A 21,491-nucleotide genomic window follows, 5' to 3' on the forward strand; every position below is an offset into this window, starting at 1 on the left:
TGTTTGCAAGGAAAAAGGGCGCCGATGGAGACGGCGCCCTTTGTGTTTCGGGCAGACGTCCGGGGCTCTGCCCCGGGCCCCGGGATATTTTGACGCCAGAAGAACAGGGGATCCCCGCGGTTAACCGTAGGAATGCACCGCCGGCTCAGGCCTTGTGGTCGATCACGTCCAGGTGCTGGGCCAGTTTGCCAATTTCACCCATCCATTTTTCGACAAGGCCAGCGTCGCTCGGCGCGGCGTGCACGCCGGCGGCAATCTTGCCGTTCATCGCAGCTTCGATGGCAAAGGAGACCGGGTAGGAGACCAGGCGGGCCATTGCTGTGCCGCGGTCGTCGCCCCAGGCATCCATCACATAGGTCTTGTGCCAGGCTTCGGCACCGCCTCTTTCGGCCTTGAGCCCCACGCAGAGCACCACCCGGTCGGGCTCACCCTCATCATAGGCGTTTTCGGCCCAGAACTGGTCGGACATCTCCTTGAGGCGGGCGTCGCCTTCGGCGCCTTCCAGCGTCTCGACTTCCTTGAACACATCGGCCCAGGCATCGGCCCAGCCGTTGAGGCGCAGGGTGCCGCGGACGAACTCCTTCACTTTCCAGTCCTCGCCGAACTCGTACTGGCCCATGAAGGGGATCGAGTCGCGGTTCGGGTAGACCTCAAAGCTTTCGGGGGCCGGCAGCGGCGCCTCGTAGGAGGAGATTGCGTCCCAGGGGCGGGCGACGTCCAGTTCCTTGAAGTCACGGATCGATTTGGAGGGCGAACGCAGCGCTTTCAGCACGCCCAAGGGCGACCAGCTGAATTTGTAGCGGAACGGGTTCGGGGTCTTGGGGATGCCGCCGCAGTAGGAGATAAAGCTGATCTCGTTTTCGGCGTCATAGGCATCGGAGGCCTTGTAGTCGGCCACCAGCGCATGCGCCATCAGGTGATCGATGCCGGGATCCAGGCCCACCTCGTTGATCAGGCAGACGCCGGCGTCTTTGGCTTTTTGGTCCAGCGCGCGCATTTCCGGCGCGATGTAGGAGGAAGACACAAAATGCGCGCCGCGCTCGATTGCCAGCTCGGCCAGCGGCACGTGCCAGTCGCCGGGCAGCATCGAGACGATGACGTCATGTGGGCTCAGCATCTGGCCCAGGTTGGCGATGCTGAAGGCGTGAATGTTGGTGGTCAAATCGCCCACCGCCTCGCGCGCCTTGTCTGTGGTCCGGTTCCAGACCGCCACGTCGTGGCCTGCTTCCAGCAGGCGGCGCAGGCCGGGAATGGCGGACAGGCCGGTGCCGCACCAATGAATAGTCATGAGATGTCTCCCTTGCGAATGGTACGGGGGCAGAAGAACCCTCGTGCCCGGCTGGTAGCCGGGCGGCGCCCGTCCGCCCCCTTGGGCGGGCGCTTCGTGTTCGCCCGCGGATGGGCGCTGCCCTCTCCGTGAACGAACAAAACCGTCATTTGGGCAAATGCTCCAGGAAGGTGGCCTTGGCCCGGCCCCAGACGCCGCTGTCCAGATCGGTCAGGGTTTGCAGAGAGGGCAGCAGCTGGGCGGCGTAATCTTCGGAGCTTTCGACCGGCAGCATCGACGGCAGGTTATCGATCGCCATCACATCGAGCACCGGGCTGTCTGCCACCCGCAGGGCGGGGGCGTCCCAAGTGGTAGCGCGGTCATAGACCGGCACAGGGTTGTAATCGCTGTCCGGGTCGCAGGCGACATCGCCAATGGCCGTGAGCTGGCGGTCCGCGCCAAGCGCCTCGCGCGGGACAAACACCGGCGTGCCGGGGCGGGCAAAGATGCAGTTCAGGAACAGGTCGTGCTGCAGAATTTCCGGGAAGGGGCCGCCGCTGGCGGTCTCAGCCATGTCCCACTTGGAAACTGCCACGCCCATCGCCTCGCAGAGGTCGGCAGCGCCGGTGCCAACCCGGCCAAGTGCGCCAATGACGATGGCAGAGGGGCGGTCTGCGTTCAGGGCGTCCAGTTCCGCGCCGAGTTCCGCCAGCAGAGCGTCCTTGCCGCCGTAGACACCAACCGGCCCGCAAACTTTGCCGCGCTGCTGCGCGGCCCAGGACTTCAGGGTAACGGCGGCACCTGCATAGCCCGCCCAATAGCCGAAGGCCGCAACCCGGCGGCCGGTCTCGTCTACCAGGTATTCCAGGTCATACAGCGTGCCGCCGCCGGCCTTGAACCGCTCCAGCAGAGCCTTGCCGGAATGCTGGCCCTTAAAGGCGTGGCCGAACATGATGTGGCGGTGCGGCAGCGGGGTGCCATCTTCGGGCAGTTCCTTGAGGCCGAAGATGATCGCATCTGCGGGCGCCTGGGGCCAGGAGTTCTCCGGCGCGATCCCGCAGCCTGCATCAATGTAGCCCTGCAGAGGGATGGCCCGCACAGAGCTTTCCTCGACCGTGACCTTGATGCCCGCAGCCAGCAGCGCCTTGGCGCCTTCGGGCGTCAGGCCCACCCGGTCTTCGTTGGGGCGCTGTTCGGCCCGTACCCACAGATGCGTCATCGTCATGTCCTTCAAAGCATTCCCTTGGCATAGACCGCGCGCACCGACGAGCGCTGTTCCATTGCCGTCATGAAGTTCTGGATTTTGGGGAAGTCCGCAACGGTCACGCCGTCGCCTTCCAGCCAGGTGCAGATGGTGTAGAGATAGCAATCGGCGATGCTGACCTCATCCCCCAGCACAAACGGCCCGCGCAGGCCCGCCTGGCTGATGTATTCGCAGGATGCCGCCATGGTCTGGGGCACCATTTTCTGCATGTCTTTCCAGCTGGTGCGTTCTTTGGCCCAGCGGTGGCCGCGTTTTCTGTGGGCGTGGTTCACATGCATGGTGGAGGCGAGGTAGAACATGACCTCGCGCATCCGCGCCAGCAGCACCGGATCCTGCGGGCGCAAGGGCGCTTCCGGTGCCATGTCGGCAATGTATTCCAGCAGCGCACCGGTCTCTGTCAGGATGCCGCCTTCGACTGCCAGCGCGGGCACCCGGCCCTTAGGATTTATCTGGGCATAGGCCGCACCGGTTTGTTCCTTGGCGGCAAAGTCGACCTTCACGGCCTCATACTCGACCCCGGCTTCTTCCAGGGCGATGGCCACCGCCACCGAGATCGTGTTGGGGGCGTAATAGAGCTGCATGGTCTTCCTCCCTCAGAGCGTTCAGAGATGTGTCTGGGCAAAATGGCGGTCCGGCGCTTCCAGATGCGGCACCGCGTTGAACAAAACCGGGCTGAGGTGGCCGCCGATCGGGAACAGCCGGTGCATCGAGGTGTTCATGATTGCCAGCGCAACACGCGCCATGGCGGCGGTATCCAGCCCCATTACCTGGCGCAGTGCCATCGAAATCAGCCCGCCGGAGGTCACCACCAGTGCCGGGCCGTCGCCCGCGGCGATTTCCTCAAGCGCGGTGCGGGTCCGGGTTTCGAAATTGCTCCAGCTTTCGTACGGATCGGCAATCTCATCTGCGGCCCAGGCGGCAAAGACTTTGGGCAGGTGGTCCACGAAACCTTCGCGCTCCTCAGGAACAGCCAGCCCGTGCTGGTCGCGCATCGCCTCGGCGAGGGTGAAATACTCCATCTCGTTCAGCCGCGCGTCCTGTACCGGATCCGCAAGACCCATCGAGGCTGCGGTCTCGATATGCCGGGTCAGGGTGCCGCAGTAGACGCGCGGATGATGATTGCCGCTGGCCCGCAGATGGTCTCCCAGCCAGGCTGCTTGCTGGTGGCCCAGATCGCTGAGCCGGTCATAGCTGGCCTCGTCCCGGGCGCCGGTATTGGCCTGGCCGTGGCGGATCAGCGTGATGTGGGACATGGGGCAGCGGCTCCGTTGTTTCCGGGCGAGTTTTAGGGGAGGTTCGGGGCAGAGGGAAGAGAGGGTTTGCCACCGCAGGACTCAATTTCATTGAGCGCGGCTCATTCCTGGCGCAGTGTGCGGCAGACAGATTGGAGTTCCGCCATGCCGCTTGATCCTCAGCGATTTCTTGATGACTTGCATCGCTTGCGCAGCTTTGGTGCCTCGGGGGCGGGCAAGGGGGTGGTGCGGCAGGCCTATTCCGAGGCGGATATCGCGGCGCGCAATTGGCTGGCCGGACGGATGAAAGAGGCTGGTTTAGAGCCGCATTTCGACCCGCTGGGCAATCTGTTCGGCCTGGCAGGGACCTCCGGGGACCGCAGCCTGCTGGTGGGCTCGCACAGCGACAGCCAGCCCGAGGGCGGCTGGCTGGACGGTGCGCTGGGCGTTGTGGCCGGGCTGGAAATTGCCCGCGCGGCCAGGGAGGCGGGGGGGCCGCCCATCTCCTGCGCCAGTTTCCAGGATGAGGAGGGGCGGTTCGGAGTGCTGACCGGCTCGGACATTTGGACGGGCAAGCTGGCACTGGAAGTGGCGGACGGGTTTACCGACATCCAGGGCAATACGCTGGCAGCCATGCGCGCCCGGATGGCGGATCTGGCGGGCGGCTTCCTGCCGCAAGACCGGTTCTTTGGCTTTCTGGAGATGCATATCGAGCAAGGGCCTTATCTGGATGAGACCGGCGGCAGGATCGGGGTGGTGACGGATATCGTCGGCATCCGCGACATGCGGATCACTTTTGAAGGCCGCCAGAACCATGCGGGCACCACGCCGATGCATCTACGCCGGGACGCGTTTCAGGCGCTGTCGGCCTTCAATATGGCTCTAACAAGCCGGTTTTCCAATGTGGTGGCACCCGCCACGGTCTGGACCATCGGCCATGTTGCCCTGCATCCCAACGCGTCGTCGGTGGTGCCGGGGCGAGTGGAGTTTTCCATGCAGTGGCGGGATGCGGATGCGGAGCGGCTGGCGCGGATGGAAGAGATTATCAGGGAGGCAGCACAGGGGATTTCGGCGGAATATGCCGTGACAGCAGCATTGGGGCCGGTGATGGGCATTGAACCTGCGGCGATGGATGCGCGCATTCAGGGGGAGCTTTGTGCTGCGGCGGAGGCATTGGCGCCGGGAAAGTGGCAAAAGATGCCCTCCGGGGCGCTGCATGATGCGGCAAATATGGCCACGGTGATGCCTGCGGGGATGCTGTTTGTCCCGTCCATCGGCGGCATCAGCCATGCTTTTGACGAAGATACCGAAGAAGCGGATTTGGTGCTGGGGCTGCAGGTTCTGGACCGGGCCGCCCGGGCGCTGTCGGGGTGAGCTGCCGGCGGGGTGCTCCCGCCTGTTCCCGGCCTTCCTGCCGGAGGGCCTTCACATTTGGGCCGGGCGCCGCTGGCGCGGCGCGGATCAGGCCCGGCCGTAGCCGCGTTTGAGCATCCGCTTGCGGTGCTTGTCGGCAGCGAGCGACGCTTCGCGCAGGTTGCCGTAGATGCTGATGGCAGTTTGCCCGTTGCCGCCGGCAATGCCCCATTCCCGCAGGACCGAAACCTCCGAGAACAGGTTTATCGCCAGTTCGATGCGGTAGAACCGCGACGGGCGCGAAGGGGATTGGCGGTAGAGCAGACAGGTGGCCATATGCTGATTCTACGGCAAGCGAATCGCTTGGACAAGAAACTCTATGCTGCGCCCAGCAATGTGAGGCCCAGCAGGGCGGTGGAGAGCGCTGCCACCGCAAAGGCGGCCGTGCGCAGCACCGGAATGCCGATTGCATAGATGACGTAATGCGCCGCCATGCCGAAGAAGAAGGTGAGGCCAAGCATCCCCGGCTGCTCTTCGGCCGGGCGGATCACAGAGGCCAGAATGGCCAGTGGTGCAAAAGCGGCAAAAAGCTCGACCCCGACAATATGTGCCCGGTGCGCGCGTTGGGCCCAAAGGGATTGCGGCAGATCGCCGGGGCCAGGATTGGCCATGGCGCCCATCAGCCCGCGCACCATGACCCGGTCGAGAATGTATGGCAACCAGGCCAGCGCCACCCACAGGCCCGAAAGGGCGGTAAAATATTGCAGCTGCGTCATCTTTCGCTCCTTCTGTCTGATCAGATTGAGCGTAGTGCGGAGGTAGCGGTTTTCTACTTTCGCGGCGCTATGCCCAATCCACATCACCCAGGAAGATGTAGCCCGCGCCGTAGATCGTCTTGATCAGTCTGGGGTTCTTGGGGTCTTCGCGCAGCTTGGTGCGCAGGCGGGAGATGCGCACATCCATTGCCCGGTCGAAGCTCTCGCCGGCTGCGCCGCCAAGCGCCTCCTGCATCTGGGCGCGGGAGATCAGCCGTTTCGGGCTGTCCAGGAACAGCCGTAGCACTTCGCCCTCGGCATGGGAAAACGGGGTTTCTTCGCCCTGGGTGTCCTCCAGCACGTAGCGGTCGAAGTGAGCAGTCCAGCCGGAGAAACGGGCCGTGTCGCTGGCAGGTGCGGCTGTGCGGGGGCCGCTGCGCAGGCGGGCGCGGACGCGGGCGACCACCTCGGCCGGGTCAAACGGTTTGGTGATGTAATCGTCGGCGCCAAGCTCCAGCCCGGTGACCCGGTCCTGCACCTGGGCGCGGCCGGAGATGATGATGACCGCGGCGCCCTGCTCCAGCGCCAGCCGATGCACCAGCGCCAGCCCGTCGGTGTCGGGCAGCGACAAGTCGACCAGGCAGACGTCGGGTGTCACCCGGTTCAGCGCCGCCTCGAACTCGCGCGCGCGGGCGAAGCTTTGGGTGCGGAAGCCCGCGTCCTCCAGCGTCTCGGTCAGGATCTGCCGGATTTCCGGCTCGTCGTCCAGGATGGTGACCAGGGGGGGTGTCATGCGGCGGGCTCCGGTTTGATCAGCTCGGACAGCTGGTGCGTGGTGAAAGGTTTGCGCAAAACCGGGCTGCATTTCAATGCCTTGCGAAACAATGGGTCGCTGACAGGCAAGGAGGTCATCAGAATGCAGGGCAGGCCGGAGCCGTCCAGCCGGGCAATGAGGTCAATGCCGGTGGCCTCCCCCTCCAGCTTGATGTCGGAGAGCACCAGCGCGATGTCCGGCAGATCGGCGGTGAGCGCGCAGGCTTCGTCAACGCTGGCGGCTTCGATCACCGTATAGCCGAGGTCGATCAGCATGTCGCGGAAGGTGGCGCGCAGCTCCTCGCTGTCCTCGACCAAGAGCGCCATGCCGCCCTGTGCGTCCGGTGCCAGGCGGTACGGCAGGCGCAGGGTGACCGCGGCGCCGGAGACGCCGTTGCGGATCCGCATGTCGCCGCCTGCCAGTTTGGCCATGTCGTAGACCATCGGCAGGCCGAGGCCGGAGCCTTCGCTGCCCTTGGTGGTGAAGAAGGGGTTCAGCGCCTTTTCCAGCGCTTCGGGAGAGAAGCCGGGACCGGTGTCGGATACCGCGATCTCGACCCAGGTCTGGCCGACCGCATGGGCGCTGACGGTGATCTGCCCGGTGGTGCCGCAGGCGTCGCGGGCGTTCAGGATCAGGTTCAGCAGCGCGTCCTGCAACTTGCCGCTGTCCAGAAGCAGCACCTCGTCCGGCATATTGTCGAGGATGCTGAGGCCGATCCCCTGCGGCAGCGAGGGGGAGGCCAGGATTTTCAGTTCGCCCAGCAGCGTGTGCATGTCGGTGGCTTGCGGGCGCAGGGTGCGCTGGCCGGTCATTTCGGCAATCCGGTTCAGCAGCCGCCCGCCGCGGCGCGCGGCCGAAAGCGTACCCTGGACCAGTTCGGCGGAGGCGTCGTCCAGCGCCGTCCTGTCCAGCTTGCTCTGCATGCCGAGGATGATGGTCAGCAGGTTAGAAAAATCATGCGCCAGGCCGGAAGTCATCTGTGCCGCCATCTCGCGGCGCCGCGCCTGCTGCAGGGCGACGCGGGCCTGGGTCTCCTCGGTGACATCCATCGATAGGATGTAGACGCCGCCATGCTGATCCGGGGTAAAGGCCACGCGGATGCGGCGGCTGCCGTGGCTTTCGGTGAACTCGAACACCGGGCTGCCGCCCTTGTAGGCGGTCAGCAAATGCGGCTCGATGCGTTCGAATGCAGTTTCCCCCAATGCGTCGGCAATATGCATGCCCAGAATGTCCGAGGGACGGCTGGGAAAGACCGAGCTGAGGCGGCGGTTGGTGTAGGTGTAATAACCATCCGCATCCACATGGGCGATATGGGCCGGCATCATCTCGGTCGTGAGGCGGGTGCGGCCCTCGATTTCAGTCAGCTGCCGCTTGGCTTCTTCCAGCGCGGTGTTGGTGGCGGCGAGCTGGCGGTTGGCAGCCGACAGTTCCTCGGTGTGGGCGATCAGCTTCTCCGACAGCTCCTCGGAGCGGGAGCGCAGCAGCTGTTCGGCCCGCTTGGTGCGGGTGATATCGGTATAGACGGTGACCCAGCCGCCCTGCGGCAGCGGCGAGCCTTCGATGGAGATCATCTGCCCGTTGGGGCGCTCGCGTTCCAGATAGTGGGGCACAAAGTCCAGCGCCTGGTCGACCCTGGTTTGCACAATGGCCTCGATATCCGTTTCCGGGGCATATTCGCCGTTCTCGGCCAGAAAGCGGATGGTGTCGGCAAAGGAGGCGCCGGGCTGCACCAGATAGTCCGGCAGATTGAACATCTCCTGAAAGCGGCGGTTGCACACGGCCAGCTGCAGATCGTTGTCATAGATCGACAGCGCCTGGGCGATCAGGTTCAGCCCGGCGGTGGTCATGGCGGCGCGTTGCTTGCTGGTTCGGTCCATATTCTCCCCCGCTTCATGGCTAGCACTGCGGTGCCGGACGGGCAAACCGGCATTCCGCCGCGCGTGGCAAGCTGCCGCGGCGTCAGGCGTTAATTCAGCTTCTGATTGCTGCCGACGCCGCAGGCCGCGGATGGCGGGGATTCAGTTTGTCCGCAACTCTTCTTGTCGCCCGCGATTCGGAATTCCACCGGTTTGTGCGCATCCCGCGCGAATGCGGGGCGGCTTTGCAGGCCGCGTGAAAGAATGACGGGCGCAGGCCTGCCAGAGGCACGCGTAACAGCCCGTAAAACAAGGCGATCTGCGCTGTTACAATTTGTAAGATTTGGGAAAACATCAGGAAAAAGTTGACGGGCTAACATATGGGCGTCCCTAATCGGGGCCAGAGCCGCGGACAGCGGCCAGTCCGGCAGCAACGCCGGAAAGGGAGGAGAGAAAGTTGGCTCAGATGCAGATGGGCGCCGAAGGGATGCAATCCCTGCCGGCGCTGCTTCAACGCAATGCGGCGCAATTCGCAGACGCGCCGGCCTACCGGGAAAAGGAATTCGGCATCTGGCAGTGCTGGTCCTGGGCCGAGACGGCAAAGGAAATCGAGGCTTTGGCGCTGGGGCTCATCAACCTTGGCGTGAATGAGGGCGATTTTGTCGCCATCATCGGCCGCAACCGCCCCTACCTCTATTGGTCGATGGTTGCCGCCCAGGCGGTGGGCGCCATTCCGGTGCCGCTTTACCAGGACGCGGTGGCTGAGGAGATGGCCTATGTGCTGGGCCATTGCGGCGCGCGCTTTGTGATTGCGGGCGATCAGGAGCAGGCTGATAAGGTGATCGAGATCCAGGATCAGCTGCATCAGTTCGAGCATATGATCTATCTCGACCCGCGCGGGATGCGGAAATACGACCACACCCAGCTGCATCAGTTCTCCCACGTGCAGGACCAGGGCCGGGCGGCCTATGACGAGCTGATCGGCGAGCTGAACGCGCGCCGGGGCAAGCTGACTTATGACAGCACTTGCGTGATGCTCTACACCTCCGGCACCACCGGCAAGCCCAAGGGCGTGGTGCTGTCGAACCGCAACGTGATCGAAAGCGCCAAGAACTCGGCCGAGTTCGACCATCTCACCAAAGGCGAGAACATCCTGTCGTATCTGCCGATGGCCTGGGTGGGAGATTTCATCTTCTCGATCGGCCAGGCCTATTGGTGCGGCTTCTGCGTCAACTGCCCGGAAAGCGCGGGCACCATGATGACCGACCTGCGCGAGATCGGCCCGACCTATTTCTTTGCCCCGCCCCGGGTGTTTGAGGGCCAGCTGACCAATGTGATGATCCGGATGGAGGACGCAGGCGCCCTGAAGCGCAAGATGTTCCACCATTTCCTGGCGCACGCCAAGAAGGTCGGCGGCGACATTCTGGACGGCCGCCCCGTAGGTCTGATGGACAGGCTGAAATACGCGCTGGGCAATGTGCTGGTTTACGGTCCGCTGAAGGACACGCTGGGTTATGGCCGCATCCGGGTGGGCTACACCGCGGGCGAGGCGATCGGGCCGGAGATCTTTGATTTCTACCGCTCGCTGGGGATCAACCTGAAACAGCTTTACGGCCAGACCGAGGCCACGGTGTTCATCACCGTGCAGCCCGATGGCGAGGTGCGGGCCGATACCGTTGGCGTGCCTGCGCCTGAAGTCGAGATCAGGATCGACGACAATGGCGAGATTCACTACCGCTCGCCTGGCACTTTTGTGGAGTATTTCAACAATCCAGACTCCACCGCCTCGACCAAGGATGCGGAGGGCTGGGTCGCCACCGGCGACGCAGGCTTCTTCGAGGAAAGCTCCGGCCATTTGCGGATCATCGACCGCGCCAAGGACGTGGGCAAGATGGCATCGGGCGCGATGTTTGCGCCCAAGTACGTGGAAAACAAGCTGAAATTCTACCCGGACATCCTTGAAGCGGTGCTGTTCGGCAACGGCCGCGACCGCTGTGTGGCTTTCATCAACATTGACCTGACGGCGGTGGGCAACTGGGCAGAACGCAACAATATCGCCTATGCGTCCTATCAGGAGCTGGCGGGCCACCCGCAGGTGCTGCAGTCGATCCGCGAGCATGTGACGGCGGTGAACCAGTCGGTGGCAGAGGACGAGATGCTGTCAGGCTGCCAGGTGCACCGCTTTGTTGTGCTGCACAAGGAACTGGATGCCGATGACGGGGAAATGACCCGCACCCGCAAGGTGCGCCGCCGCATCGTCGAGGAGAAATTCGCCGATATCATCACCGCGCTCTATGACGGGTCCGAGCAGATTTCGACAACCACCGAAGTGACTTACGAGGATGGCCGCAAGGGGTCCATCAGCGCAACGCTGAGCATTGTCGATGCGGATGTGAGGCCGGCAGCCGTTCACAAGGTGGCCGCGGAATGATGCACGTGTCTCCGGAAATACCCCTGCCCCGTGCCGGACAGGCCGGACGGGTTTCAGACCAGGTCGGGGTTGAGCCCGGGGTGGAAGGCCGTATGCACCACCTGGCCGATCTTGAAGGGGGAGCTGAACCCATGTGTCTGCTCGATAATCGAGGCCAGGCTTTCGGACTGGCTGAGGCCCATTTCCTTGCATTCGATGGCCATCTTCAGAAGGCAGGAATGCTCGAGTTCGCCAAACATTGTTTCGATCTCCTTGCTGCTCGTTTTTCACAAGTATCGCATGGAAATCTTAAAATTTCTATGTGGCAGAATAATGGAGGCCGTTGTTATGCTTGACAATTCCTTAAGCTACGTGACCGACGACGGCCGCACCATCGGCGGCGTGGTGATGGAGATGAAGAACATCACACTGCGCTTTGGCGGCGTGGTGGCGATCCAGGATATCTCCTTTGACATCCGCGAGGGCGAAATCCGCGCGATCATCGGCCCGAACGGTGCCGGCAAATCCTCGATGCTGAACGTGATCTCCGGGTTCTACGTTCCGCAGGAGGGTGAGGTACTGTTCCACGGCGAAAAGCGCCCGCCGATGCGCCCCTATGAGGTGGCTCGCCAGGGCATCGCCCGCACCTTTCAGAACATTGCGTTGTTCGAAGGTATGAGCGTGCTGGACAACGTCATGACTGGGCGGCTCAACTATATGAAAACAGGACTGTTTTCGCAGGCGTTGTGGAAGGGCAAGGCGGAGAAGGAAGAGACCGAAAACCGTGAGGTGGTGGAGAAGATCATCGACTTCCTGGAGATCCAGCACATCCGCAAGACGCCGGTTTCGCGGCTGCCCTATGGCCTGAAGAAACGGGTCGAGCTGGCGCGTGCGCTGGCGGCAGAGCCGAAGCTGTTGCTGCTGGATGAACCGATGGCCGGCATGAACGTCGAGGAGAAGGAGGACATGTCCCGCTTCATCCTGGATGTGAACGACGAATTCGGCACCACCATCGCCCTCATTGAACACGACATGGGTGTGGTGATGGACCTCTCCGACCGGGTTGTGGTGATGGACTACGGCAAGAAGATCGGTGACGGCACACCCGATGAGGTGCGCAACAACCAGGATGTGATCGACGCTTATCTGGGGGTCAGCCATGACTGAGTTGCATCGCAGCAACACCCGGCACCGGCGGGGTGACACCCGTACACCCCCTGTGCACCGCCTGTGCACCGCCGCAGCGCAGAATTCCGAGGAGAGCCTCTAATGCCCGAACAACTCGTCTTTGCGATGGAAGTGACGCTGAACGGCCTGATGGCGGGCGTGCTTTACGCGCTGGTCGCGCTGGGGTTTGTCCTCATCTACAAGGCTTCCGGCATCTTCAACTATGCCCAGGGCGTGATGGCGCTGTTTGCGGCGATGACGCTGGTGGGGATCATGCAGGGGCAGGTGCCCTTTGCGCATCTGATCAACGCGATGCTGGGCACCCACGTGCATCACTTCGGCTGGAATGTCCCGGCGGTGCTGGCGATTGCGGTGACGGTTGGCGTGATGGTGCTGCTCGCCTGGCTGGTGCAGGTCCTGGTGATGAAGCATTTGGTGGGGCAGGAGCCGATCATCCTGTTCATGGCCACCATCGGGCTTGCCTATTTCCTGGAGGGCGTGGCCGACCTGATGTGGGGGTCCGAGATCAAGACGCTGGACGTGGGCCTGCCGCAGGGCATCAACTTGTGGATCGACGAGACCACATACAACATTTTTGGCTACGGCTTCTTTATCGACAATCTGGATATCGTGGCGACGGTGATTGCGGCGCTGCTGGTGGCGGGTCTGGTCTGCTTTGCCCAATACACCAAACAGGGCCGGGCGATGCGCGCAGTAGCGGATGACCATCAGGCAGCACTGTCGGTTGGTATCTCGCTGAACTTCATCTGGGTTCTGGTTTGGTCGGTTGCCGGTTTCGTGGCGCTGGTTGCGGGCATCGTCTGGGGCACCAAGTCCGGCGTGCAGTTCTCGCTGTCGCTGATCGCGCTGAAGGCGCTGCCGGTCTTGATGCTGGGCGGCTTCACCTCGATCCCCGGCGCGATTGTCGGCGGGCTGATCATCGGTGTCGGCGAGAAGCTGTTCGAATTTGCCATCGGCCCGATGGTCGGCGGCGCCACCGAGAACTGGTTTGCCTATGTGCTGGCGCTGATCTTTCTGGTGTTCCGCCCGCAGGGCCTGTTCGGGGAGAAGATCATTGAACGGGTCTGAGGCGCATATGGGCTGCGGCCTGTCCGGTCAGCCCTCCAGCTTGCGGAAGGCGGCGACCACAATGCCGGCAAAGATGCAGGTGACCAGCGTGAAGGCGATGGTGAGGTCACCGATCAGCTGCCCGGCAATGAAGGTCAGAAGCCCGGCTGCGCATAAACCGATCAGCATCAGCCCCCAGGGGCCGGGTGCTGCGGAGGACGCCCTGCGCTTCGGCTTCTCAAACTCGAACGGCGGCAGAACGGTTGCATCCTCGACCAACTCCAGCAGCCGGCCCTTGGCCGCTGCGTATTCGGACGCTGAGATTTCACCTTTCTCCCGGGCAGCCTCCAGCCGCCGGACTTCCTCCAGAATTGCGGTCATTGCTTCCACTCACTTTACCCAAGAGCAGGGTGGCAAAAAGAAGTGGGCAAAATGTGTCCAAACCCGGAATTCTGCCAAAGTGGTTAACGGCGGAGGCCTGTCATGAACAAGGCCATCGCCATCATCAACGTGATTGCCTGGGCGGGATTCTGGGCCTTTGGGTTCCTGGCGCTGACGGCGGACGGCTACACGGAGGCGCAGCTGGTGACCGCTGCCCTGCTGGCGGCCTCGGGGCTGATCACCGGCATCATCGCCTATCTGCGGCTGGTGCGCGGCAGCGAGCAGAGCGGCTATGCAAAGCCCTCGGCCCGGATGACCCGCGCGCAGCGCGAGGCGGCGCAGGCGCAATGGGGGCAGATCGAATGACCCCGGCAGCAACCATCAAGACAGACGCCCGCACCGGGGCCCGTTTGAACAAGAAAGGGAGCATCTGAGACATGTTCTACCGTGAAGCCGGGGATTTCAAAGTCTCCTATGCCGATGACAGCCAGACCTTCCCGATCAAGTTCGACCGTTACCGGTACTACGTGGTGCTGGCGGTGGCTTTTGGTCTGATCCCGTTCCTGATCAACGACTATTGGGCCAATGCGATCCTGCTGCCGTTCCTGATCTATTCGATTGCGGCAATCGGGCTGAATATCCTGGTCGGCTATTGCGGGCAGGTGAGCCTGGGAACCGGCGGGTTCATGGCTGTAGGGGCTTATGCCTGCTACAAACTGATGACCGCCTTCCCGGAGGTCAGCATGTTCATTCATGTGATCCTGGCAGGCGGCATCACCGCGCTGGTCTGCGTGCTGTTCGGGCTGCCCAGTTTGCGCATCAAAGGGTTTTACCTGGCGGTGGCGACGCTGGCGGCGCAGTTCTTTCTGGTGTGGCTGTTCAACCGGGTGCCCTGGTTCTACAACTACTCGGCCTCGGGTCAGATCAATGCGCCGGAGCGCGATACCTTTGGCATCATTGTGACCGGGCCCAATGCCTCGGCCTGGGCGACCTATCTGTTCTGCCTGATCTTCCTGACCATCTGCGCGCTGATCGCCCGCAACCTGACACGCGGCACCGTCGGGCGCAGCTGGATGGCGATCCGTGATATGGACATCGCGGCCGAGATCATCGGGGTGAACCCCTTGAAGGCCAAGCTGACGGCCTTTGCGGTCTCCGGCTTCTTCATCGGGATTTCCGGCGCGCTGTTCTTTGCGGTCTACCTGGGCGCGGTCGAGGTCGGCGAGGCCTTTGGCATCACCAAGTCGTTCCTGGTGCTGTTCATGGTGATCATCGGCGGGCTGGGGTCGATCTTTGGCTCCTTCGCGGGCGCGGCTTTCCTGGTGCTGCTGCCGGTGATCCTGAAGGTTGTGGGCGTCGACCTGCTGAACTGGCCGACGGATATCGTGGCGCATTTCCAGCTGGTGATTGTCGGCGCGCTGATTGTCTTCTTCCTGATCGTGGAGCCGCACGGGCTGGCGCAGCTGTGGCGCGTCGCCAAGGAGAAGCTGAGACTGTGGCCCTTCCCGCATTGATGCGGGCACGGCCTTGAGACCTGCGGGGAGAAAAGCAAGACCAGCCCCCGCATCCTGCGAACATCGGACAAAACCAAGGGAGGATATAAGCCGATGAAAAAGACACTGACCACACTGGCGCTGGGCGCCGCGATGGCAGCCGGTCCGGCGATGGCGGATCTGGTGTTCCCGGATCTCAGCTACCGGACCGGGCCTTATGCCGCGGGCGGCATTCCGTTCTCGGACGGCTACAACGATTATTTCACCCTGCTGAATGAGCGCGATGGCGGCATCGGCGGTGTTCCGGCCCGGGTGATCGAATGCGAGACCGGCTATAACACCGAGAAAGGTGTGGAATGCTATGAGGCGACCAAGGGCGAAGGCGCGCTGGTCTATCAGCCGCTGTCCACCGGCATCACCTATCAGCTGATCCCCAAGGTGACCGCGGATGGCATCCCGCTGCACACCATGGGCTATGGCCGCACCTCGGCGGCAAACGGCGAAGTGTTCAGCAATGTGTTCAACTACCCGGCCAACTATTGGAACGGTGCATCCGGCGCGGTGAACCACCTGCTGGAAATCAACGATGGCAACATCAGCGGCAAGAAAGTGGCGCTGGTCTATCACAACTCGGCCTATGGCAAGGAGCCGATCCGCACGCTGGAAGAGCTGTCCAGCAAGCATGGTTTCGACCTGACGCTGCTGCCGGTGGACCACCCGGGCCAGGAGCAGAAGAGCCAATGGCTGCAGATCCGCCGCGAGAAGCCCGATTATGTGGTGATGTGGGGCTGGGGCGTGATGAACCAGGTTGCGGTTCAGGAAGCTGCCAACATCCGCTTCCCGATGGAGAACTTCATCGGCGTGTGGTGGTCCGGTGCCGAGTTTGACGTGGAGCCCGCGGGCGCCAAGGCCACCGGCTACAAGGCGCTGACCTTTACCGGCCTGGGCATGGACTACCCGGTTTATGACGACCTGCAGAAGTTTGTCGTCGACTCCGGCAAGGCCTCCGGCGCGGGCGACCAGCTGGGCTCTGTTCAGTACAACCGCGGCCTTTATGCGGCGATGCTGGCGGCCGAGGCAGCCAAGACCGCGCAGGAGATGCACGGCACCGGTGAGATCACCGCTGCGATGATGCGCGACGGCATGGAGGCGCTGGAGATGACCAACGCCAAGATGGAAGCGCTGGGCATGTCCGGCTTTGGCCCTGAGTTTAAGGTCAGCTGCGACAACCACGGCGGCCCCGGCCTGGTGGGCGTTGTTCAATGGGATGCCGGCAGCAAGACCTGGAACGCGATCTCCGACTTCAAGCCGACCGACGGCGAGGTGATCGGCAAGCTGATCGACGAGGACTCGGCGGCCTATGCGGCTGAGAACAACATCGAGCCGCGCTGCAAGTAAGGGCACATGCGGCCCTGCCTGGGCAGGGCCGGGAACAACAGGTGCGGCGGGGAGCCGCCGCACCGCGCGACACGGTCCCGGTTCAGATCCGGGACAGGCATGAGGACACGCTTTGATGCTGGATGCAGCGAACACTGCCGATACCGCAGATGTGCAGGCCGAGACCCTGCTGGAGGTCAACAATATCGAGGTGATCTACAACCACGTGATCCTTGTTCTGAAAGGCGTCAGCCTCAATGTGCCCAAGGGCGGCATCACCGCGCTGCTGGGCGGCAACGGGGCCGGCAAGACCACCACGCTGAAGGCGGTATCGAACCTGTTGCACTCGGAGCGCGGCGAGGTGACCAAGGGATCGGTCAAATACCGCGGCCGCGACGTGCACGCGCTGGACCCTGCGGACCTGGTGAAGCAGGGCGTCATCCAGGTGATGGAGGGCCGTCATTGCTTTGAGCACCTGACGGTGGAAGAGAACCTGCTGACCGGTGCTTATACCCGTTCTGACAGCGGAGCGGATATCCAGAAAGACCTGGAGATGGTCTATCATTACTTCCCGCGCCTGAAGGAGCGCCGCAAATCGCAGGCGGGCTATACCTCGGGCGGGGAGCAGCAGATGGTGGCGATGGGCCGCGCGCTGATGTCGCGGCCGGAGACGATCCTGCTGGACGAGCCCTCGATGGGGCTGGCGCCGCAGCTGGTGGAGCAGATCTTTGAGATCGTGAAGTCGATCAACGAACAGGAAGGCGTGACCTTCCTGCTGGCGGAGCAGAATACCAACGTGGCCCTCAGGTATGCCCATTACGGCTATATCCTGGAGTCGGGCCGGGTTGTGATGGACGGGCCTGCGGCGGAGCTGCGGGAGAACCCGGATGTGAAGGAATTCTACCTCGGCATGTCGGATGAAGGGCGCAAGAGCTTCCGCGACGTGCGCTCCTACCGCCGCCGCAAGAGGTGGCTGAGCTGATGCGGGATGGTGATGTGATGAGCTATTTTGACACCTTGGAAACCCGCAGCGCCGATGAGCGCGCCGCTGATCTGGCGGCGGCACTGCCGGAGCAGATTGCCCGTGCGCGCTCTGCGCCGGGATATGCTGGACTGCTGGCGGAGGTGGACCCGGCGGCGGTAGTTTCAGCTGAGGCGCTGGCGGCGCTGCCAGTGCTGCGCAAGTCTGAGCTGAGCCGGGCGCAGGCGGCCAATCCGCCTTTTGGCGGCTTTACCGTGAAGCCCGCGCATGGCTTTGCCCATGTCTTTCAGAGCCCCGGCCCGATCTATGAACCCGGCGGGGTGGACGGTGACTGGTGGCGGATGGGGCGGTTCCTGAACGCTGCCGGGGTTGGCGCCGGCGATGTGGTGCAGAACTGCTTTGGCTACCACCTGACGCCTGCGGGCATGATCTTTGAAAACGGTGCCCGGGCAGTGGGGGCGGCGGTGCTGCCTGCCGGCACCGGCCAGACCGAATTGCAGGTGACCGCGGCGCGGGATGTCGGTGCCACTGCCTATGCCGGCACGCCGGATTACCTGAAGGTGATCCTGGACAAGGCGGATGCGATGGGCGTGGAGCTGGCGTTCTCCAAGGCTGCGGTCGGCGGCGGCGCGCTGTTCCCGTCGTTGCGCCAGGAATATGCCGACCGCGGGATCTCCTGTCTGCAGTGCTATGCGACCGCCGATCTGGGTAACATCGCTTATGAAAGCCCGGCGATGGAGGGGATGATTGTCGATGAGCATGTGATCGTCGAGATTGTCACCCCTGGCACCGGCAACCCAGTTAGCCCTGGCGAGGTGGGCGAGGTTGTGGTGACCACGCTCAATCCCGATTACCCGCTGATCCGCTTTGCCACCGGCGATTTGTCGGCGGTGATGCCGGGTGTCTCGCCCTGCGGCCGCACCAACATGCGGATCAAGGGCTGGATGGGCCGGGCCGATCAGACCACCAAGATCAAGGGCATGTTTGTGCGCCCGGAGCAGGTGGCGGCGCTGGTCGACAAGCATGACGAGATTGTCAAGGCGCGGGTGGTGGCCAGCCGCGATGGCGAGATGGACGCGATGACGGTGCAGATCGAAGCCGAGGGCGGCGATGAGGCCGCCTTTGCCCGCTCAGTCATTGAGGTCCTGAAGCTGAAGGGCGCCGTCGAGGTGGTGGCGCCGGGAGCGCTGCCCAAGGACGGGCTGGTGATCGAGGATCAGCGCAGTTACGAGTGAAACGGCGCTAATGCGGTGGGAAACGGGTGCCCGGCTGCGGCGCCCGTTTGCTGTTCCGGGCCGGTACGGGGCCGGCGAACGCTTTCTGGCTGGAATTTCTGACTGGAATGGTCGTAATAGGGCGGTGCGAATAAACAGCCGGACCCATGACTGCCGCCGATGATCCCATAGAATATGCGCCCAAGGGCCGCCGCCGCCGCGGCAAGAGCGGGGGCGGAGCCTTTGCCGTGCTGGCCTGGGCGGTAGCGCTGTCCTGCGTGCTGCCGATGCTGGCGGTGGCCTTGGCGGCGCTGTTCGGCGGCACCGGTACCATCCGCCATCTGGCGGCCACGGTTCTGCCGGGCTATTCGCTGACCACGCTGGCGCTTGTGGCGATGGTCGCGCTTGGCACCTTTGCCATTGGCACCGGCGCGGCCTGGCTGGTCACCATGGCGCGGTTTCCGGGTGTTCGTTTCCTGGAGGTGGCGCTGGTGCTGCCGCTGGCCTTTCCGGCCTATGTGCTGGCCTATGCCTATACCCATATCCTGGACCATCCCGGCCTCGTGCAGGCCACCCTGCGCGAGATAACCGGATGGGGGCCGCGGGACTACTGGTTCCCGGAGATCCGCTCCACCGGCGGCGCGGCGGCGATGCTGGTGCTGGTGCTGTATCCCTATGTCTACCTGCTGGCGCGGGCGGCCTTCATGCAGCAGAGCGCCGGCGCCTTTCTGGCGGCGCGGGCGCTGGGTAAAAATGCCTGGGCTGCGTTCTGGCTGGTCAGCCTGCCGATGGCGCGGCCTGCGATTGCCTCGGGCGTGCTTCTGGCGGTGATGGAGACGATCGCCGATTTCGGCACGGTTTCCTATTTCGGGGTGCAGACCTTTGCCACCGGCATCTACACCAGCTGGTTCTCTCTGGCGGACCGCGGCGGCGCGGCGCAGCTGGCGCTGTGCCTTCTGGGCTTTGCCCTGACGCTGGCAGTGGTGGAGCGGGCGACGCGGGGGCGGGCGAAATACCACCACGCGGGCAAGCACCACAACCAGATGCCCCCGTCTGAGCTGAGCGGCATCAAGGCGGCTGCGGCTGTTTTCTTTTGCGCGGTGCCGGTGGTTCTCGGGTTCCTGCTGCCGGTGATTATTCTGTTCACGATGAGTTTCGACTCCGAGCAGAATTTGCTCAGCCGCCGCTATACCGATTTCACCACCAATTCGATCACCCTGGCGGCGGCGGCCGCAGTGCTGACAGTGGCGGCGGCGGTGTGCCTTGGGTTTTATCAGCGGCTGCGGCCCGGGCGGCTGTCTGCCTTGGCAGCCTATCTGGCGCGATTGGGATACGCGGTGCCCGGCGGGGTGATTGCGGTGGGGCTGATCGTGCCCTTTGCCGCCTTTGACAATGCTTTGGATGCCTGGATGCGCGAGGCCTTCGGCATCCGTACCGGGCTGTTGGTCACCGGGTCGATCTGGCTGCTGGTAGCGGCCTATGGGGTGCGCTTCATGGCGGCGGCGCTGGGGGCTTATGAGGGCGGCCAGGCCACCATGCACTCCAACATGGACGCGGCGGCGCGTTCACTGGGGCAGGGACCGATGGGGATGCTGCGGCGGGTGCATCTGCCGATCCTGACGCCGAGCCTGCTGACCGCGCTGCTGATTGTCTTTGTCGATGTGATGAAGGAACTGCCCGCGACGCTGATCATGCGCCCCTTCAATTTTGACACGCTGGCGGTGCAGGCCCACAGGCTGGCGGCAGATGAGCGGCTGGAGGGCGCCGCGGTGCCCTCGCTGGTGATCGTGGCGGTAGGGTTGCTGCCGGTCATCCTGATTTGCCGCCAGGTAGGCCGGCGCCGCTAGGCGCCAAGAGTTTTAAGGAAAACTCTTGGCAAGAAAATTCTGAATTTTCTTGATCCGGCTGCGGCTGGGAAGAGCGGCTCAGGCCGCCCACCAGGCCTCAATCTCGTCACGGGACACCCGGTCCGCAGGGCCCAGGCCCACCAGAACGGTTTCAGCCGCGTCGCAGCGCTTGGCTTCGACATGGCGGCCGACCACATGCAGCTCATAGGCGCCGCCGGTGGTCAGCACGAAGCCTTTCATCCGGTAAAGGCCCGCAGGCCGGTCCGCCAGCTTGTCGCCCAAGGCACGGCGGTCCAGCACCTCGCTGCTGCGGTGCTGCCAAGCCGTATAGGCGGGGTGCGCCGCAACCGCGCGGCCCTTCGGCAAGGGCACGACGTCGAACAGCAGTTCGGCGACAGGCGAGCCGTTGAGTACGGTCGGGGTGCGGGCGCCAGCCTGGTCCAGCAGCGCAGACAGAGGCTGGGAAATCTCTTCGCATTTGGTGGCAATCACCAGATCGGCGGCGCGGATCTGCTGTTCCGCCTGCGGCGCAACCAGCGGATCGTTCAGCAGGTTTCCGGCATTCACCGCATCCACCAGGGTAACGATACCGCCATAGCTGAGGCCGCTTTCGTTCAGCACGGTATTGGCGATGGACACCGGGTCGGCGATGCCGCTGGCCTCGATCACCAGGTGGTCGGGGCGCTCCGGCCGGTTCAGGGCCTGATGCAGCGCCAGCGTGAGGTCGCCGTCCATCGAACAGCAGACACAGCCATTGGTCAGGGCCAGCTTGCCGCCCTCGGTTTCCTGGATCAGTGCGTCGTCAATATTGACCGCGCCAAAGTCATTGACGATCACGGTGAGCCTGAGCCCGTGATCCTCGGCCAGCAAGCGGTTGATCAGGGTGGTTTTACCCGCGCCCAGATAGCCGCTGACAATCGTTACCGGCAACCGGTTCATACGCTCCTGTCCCCCAGAGCGTGGCGTTCTCCCGACTGCATGATTCCCCCCGAAATTCAAGATGGGCGAGGT

21 protein-coding genes are annotated in these 21,491 nt (G+C 63.6%); 10 read left to right on the plus strand and 11 right to left on the minus strand.

Annotated elements, in window-relative coordinates; genetic code table 11:
* Nucleotides 1-145: 145 nt before the first annotated feature.
* The 4 genes from ACXAEH_RS15905 to ACXAEH_RS15920 form a co-directional block, all read right to left on the minus strand.
* The gene (locus ACXAEH_RS15905) at nucleotides 146-1,288 is read right to left on the minus strand and encodes a saccharopine dehydrogenase family protein (RefSeq protein ID WP_475034130.1); all 1,143 of its coding nucleotides are present in this window, start codon (nucleotides 1,286-1,288) and stop codon (nucleotides 146-148) included.
* Nucleotides 1,289-1,433: 145 nt separating this feature from the next.
* Entirely contained in the window at nucleotides 1,434-2,486 is a 1,053-nt protein-coding gene (locus tag ACXAEH_RS15910) for a saccharopine dehydrogenase (protein ID WP_475035601.1), read from the minus strand.
* A gap of 11 nt (nucleotides 2,487-2,497) precedes the next feature.
* Entirely contained in the window at nucleotides 2,498-3,112 is a 615-nt protein-coding gene (locus ACXAEH_RS15915; protein ID WP_475034132.1) for a glutathione S-transferase family protein, read from the minus strand.
* 21 nt (nucleotides 3,113-3,133) lie between these two features.
* The gene (locus ACXAEH_RS15920) at nucleotides 3,134-3,784 is read right to left on the minus strand and encodes a histidine phosphatase family protein (protein ID WP_475034133.1); all 651 of its coding nucleotides are present in this window, start codon (nucleotides 3,782-3,784) and stop codon (nucleotides 3,134-3,136) included.
* 144 nt (nucleotides 3,785-3,928) lie between these two features.
* On the opposite strand from ACXAEH_RS15920, the gene ACXAEH_RS15925 reads away from it, so the two are divergent.
* Complete coding sequence (locus tag ACXAEH_RS15925) at nucleotides 3,929-5,137, plus strand: hydantoinase/carbamoylase family amidase (protein ID WP_475034134.1); 1,209 nt, start codon at nucleotides 3,929-3,931, stop codon at nucleotides 5,135-5,137.
* A gap of 87 nt (nucleotides 5,138-5,224) precedes the next feature.
* On the opposite strand, the gene ACXAEH_RS15930 is transcribed toward ACXAEH_RS15925, so the two are convergent.
* From ACXAEH_RS15930 to ACXAEH_RS15945, 4 genes are all read right to left on the minus strand, one after another.
* On the minus strand, nucleotides 5,225-5,452 hold the full coding sequence (locus ACXAEH_RS15930) for a WGR domain-containing protein (RefSeq protein WP_475034136.1): 228 nt from the start codon (nucleotides 5,450-5,452) through the stop codon (nucleotides 5,225-5,227).
* A gap of 41 nt (nucleotides 5,453-5,493) precedes the next feature.
* Nucleotides 5,494-5,892, minus strand: coding sequence for an MAPEG family protein (locus ACXAEH_RS15935; protein ID WP_475034137.1), 399 nt, complete (start codon nucleotides 5,890-5,892; stop codon nucleotides 5,494-5,496).
* Nucleotides 5,893-5,959: 67 nt separating this feature from the next.
* Nucleotides 5,960-6,664, minus strand: coding sequence for a response regulator transcription factor (locus ACXAEH_RS15940; RefSeq protein WP_475034139.1), 705 nt, complete (start codon nucleotides 6,662-6,664; stop codon nucleotides 5,960-5,962).
* Nucleotides 6,661-8,562, minus strand: coding sequence for a hybrid sensor histidine kinase/response regulator (locus ACXAEH_RS15945; protein ID WP_475034140.1), 1,902 nt, complete (start codon nucleotides 8,560-8,562; stop codon nucleotides 6,661-6,663). Before ACXAEH_RS15945 ends, ACXAEH_RS15940 begins: the two co-directional genes overlap by 4 nt.
* A 445-nt stretch (nucleotides 8,563-9,007) precedes the next feature.
* Between ACXAEH_RS15945 and ACXAEH_RS15950 the strand changes: the two genes are divergently transcribed.
* Complete coding sequence (locus ACXAEH_RS15950; protein ID WP_475035603.1) at nucleotides 9,008-10,972, plus strand: AMP-binding protein; 1,965 nt, start codon at nucleotides 9,008-9,010, stop codon at nucleotides 10,970-10,972.
* A gap of 53 nt (nucleotides 10,973-11,025) precedes the next feature.
* Here ACXAEH_RS15950 and ACXAEH_RS15955 read toward each other — a convergent pair whose 3' ends face one another.
* Nucleotides 11,026-11,211 carry a hypothetical protein gene (locus ACXAEH_RS15955; RefSeq protein WP_475034142.1) on the minus strand — a complete coding sequence of 62 codons (186 nt, stop codon included), beginning with the start codon at nucleotides 11,209-11,211 and terminating at the stop codon, nucleotides 11,026-11,028.
* A gap of 88 nt (nucleotides 11,212-11,299) precedes the next feature.
* On the opposite strand from ACXAEH_RS15955, the gene ACXAEH_RS15960 reads away from it, so the two are divergent.
* Nucleotides 11,300-12,118, plus strand: coding sequence for an ABC transporter ATP-binding protein (locus tag ACXAEH_RS15960; protein WP_475034144.1), 819 nt, complete (start codon nucleotides 11,300-11,302; stop codon nucleotides 12,116-12,118).
* Between the two features lie 102 nt (nucleotides 12,119-12,220).
* Complete coding sequence (locus ACXAEH_RS15965) at nucleotides 12,221-13,207, plus strand: branched-chain amino acid ABC transporter permease (protein WP_475034145.1); 987 nt, start codon at nucleotides 12,221-12,223, stop codon at nucleotides 13,205-13,207.
* 27 nt (nucleotides 13,208-13,234) lie between these two features.
* Here the strand turns inward: ACXAEH_RS15965 and ACXAEH_RS15970 are convergent, their stop codons facing one another.
* On the minus strand, nucleotides 13,235-13,567 hold the full coding sequence (locus ACXAEH_RS15970; RefSeq protein ID WP_475034146.1) for an SHOCT domain-containing protein: 333 nt from the start codon (nucleotides 13,565-13,567) through the stop codon (nucleotides 13,235-13,237).
* Between the two features lie 102 nt (nucleotides 13,568-13,669).
* On the opposite strand from ACXAEH_RS15970, the gene ACXAEH_RS15975 reads away from it, so the two are divergent.
* The 6 genes from ACXAEH_RS15975 (at nucleotide 13,670) to ACXAEH_RS16000 (ending at nucleotide 20,480) form a co-directional block, all read left to right on the plus strand.
* Entirely contained in the window at nucleotides 13,670-13,933 is a 264-nt protein-coding gene (locus ACXAEH_RS15975; RefSeq protein WP_475034148.1) for a hypothetical protein, read from the plus strand.
* Nucleotides 13,934-14,004: 71 nt separating this feature from the next.
* Nucleotides 14,005-15,081, plus strand: a complete 1,077-nt coding sequence (locus tag ACXAEH_RS15980; protein ID WP_475034149.1) for a branched-chain amino acid ABC transporter permease — start codon at nucleotides 14,005-14,007, stop codon at nucleotides 15,079-15,081.
* 93 nt (nucleotides 15,082-15,174) lie between these two features.
* Entirely contained in the window at nucleotides 15,175-16,458 is a 1,284-nt protein-coding gene (locus tag ACXAEH_RS15985; RefSeq protein WP_475034151.1) for an ABC transporter substrate-binding protein, read from the plus strand.
* A gap of 115 nt (nucleotides 16,459-16,573) precedes the next feature.
* Nucleotides 16,574-17,419: an ABC transporter ATP-binding protein gene (locus ACXAEH_RS15990; RefSeq protein WP_475034153.1), complete on the plus strand. Its 846-nt coding sequence runs from the start codon at nucleotides 16,574-16,576 to the stop codon at nucleotides 17,417-17,419.
* Nucleotides 17,420-17,436: 17 nt separating this feature from the next.
* The gene (locus ACXAEH_RS15995; protein ID WP_475035605.1) at nucleotides 17,437-18,654 is read left to right on the plus strand and encodes a phenylacetate--CoA ligase family protein; all 1,218 of its coding nucleotides are present in this window, start codon (nucleotides 17,437-17,439) and stop codon (nucleotides 18,652-18,654) included.
* 146 nt (nucleotides 18,655-18,800) lie between these two features.
* Nucleotides 18,801-20,480 carry an ABC transporter permease gene (locus tag ACXAEH_RS16000; protein ID WP_475034155.1) on the plus strand — a complete coding sequence of 560 codons (1,680 nt, stop codon included), beginning with the start codon at nucleotides 18,801-18,803 and terminating at the stop codon, nucleotides 20,478-20,480.
* 78 nt (nucleotides 20,481-20,558) lie between these two features.
* On the opposite strand, the gene ACXAEH_RS16005 is transcribed toward ACXAEH_RS16000, so the two are convergent.
* The gene (locus tag ACXAEH_RS16005) at nucleotides 20,559-21,419 is read right to left on the minus strand and encodes a CobW family GTP-binding protein (protein ID WP_475034156.1); all 861 of its coding nucleotides are present in this window, start codon (nucleotides 21,417-21,419) and stop codon (nucleotides 20,559-20,561) included.
* Nucleotides 21,420-21,491: the final 72 nt, after the last annotated feature.

Source organism: Leisingera sp. ABM4_060, assembly GCF_056158765.1.